Source organism: Pseudomonas sp. RA_35y_Pfl2_P32 (genome assembly GCF_963970735.1).
Lineage (GTDB): Bacteria > Pseudomonadota > Gammaproteobacteria > Pseudomonadales > Pseudomonadaceae > Aquipseudomonas.
In genome coordinates this window covers 1-641 of record NZ_CAXAQF010000117.1, presented here as the reverse complement: position 1 = coordinate 641, position 641 = coordinate 1, and the positions used below count along the sequence as shown (strand labels likewise).

Sequence of the window (641 nt, the reverse complement as noted above, 5' to 3'; positions counted from 1 at the left end):
CGGTCTTGAAGAAGTTGGTGCGCAACCAATCGACCGCGCCCGCTGTCAGCCGCCCGGTCCGCAGAGCCTCGGCGCCAGGTCCGGCGATGACCGCACCCGGCCCGAGCACCGCACGGTAGTCGCGCAGCACCTCGGGATCGGAGATCCTTGCGTAGACCATCGACATCGCCGGGCTCTCGTGGCCGAGCACGCTCATGATCGTATCAAGCCTCGCGCCGCGCTCGGCGAGCTGCGTTCCGAGGGTGTGGCGGAAGCGGTGTGCAGTGACGGTATGGCGGCCTCGTGCATCGACCAAGCCAACCGCCCGGCACGCCTCGCCCAGCGGCGTTTCAAAGAGGTAGTATTCGGATAACAACTTGCCGTGATCTACGAAGAGAAAGCGTAGTCGGTCACCGGTCCGCTCGTCGACCATTGCGCGGTCGCGCCCTCTCCGGCGTGCTTCCACCACGGCCTGGAGCGCGTCGGCCGCCTCTTCATGGAGCGGCACCATCCGCTCGCGGCCGGTCTTGCCGACAGGAATGCGCAGCCGCGCGGTGCCGTCGGGGTAGCGGTCGAGGCAATCGAGTGCGAGGCGACGCACCTCGCCGCGTCGAGCGCCCGACCAGCGCAGCGTCAGCAGCGCCGCACGCTGGAGTGGGCAA

At 68.5% G+C, this 641-nt stretch carries 1 protein-coding gene; it reads right to left on the bottom strand.

From position 1 onward, the window contains the following. Positions 1–641: tyrosine-type recombinase/integrase (locus AACY45_RS27385; protein ID WP_339548581.1), on the bottom strand; the 641-nt coding region annotated here is incomplete at both ends.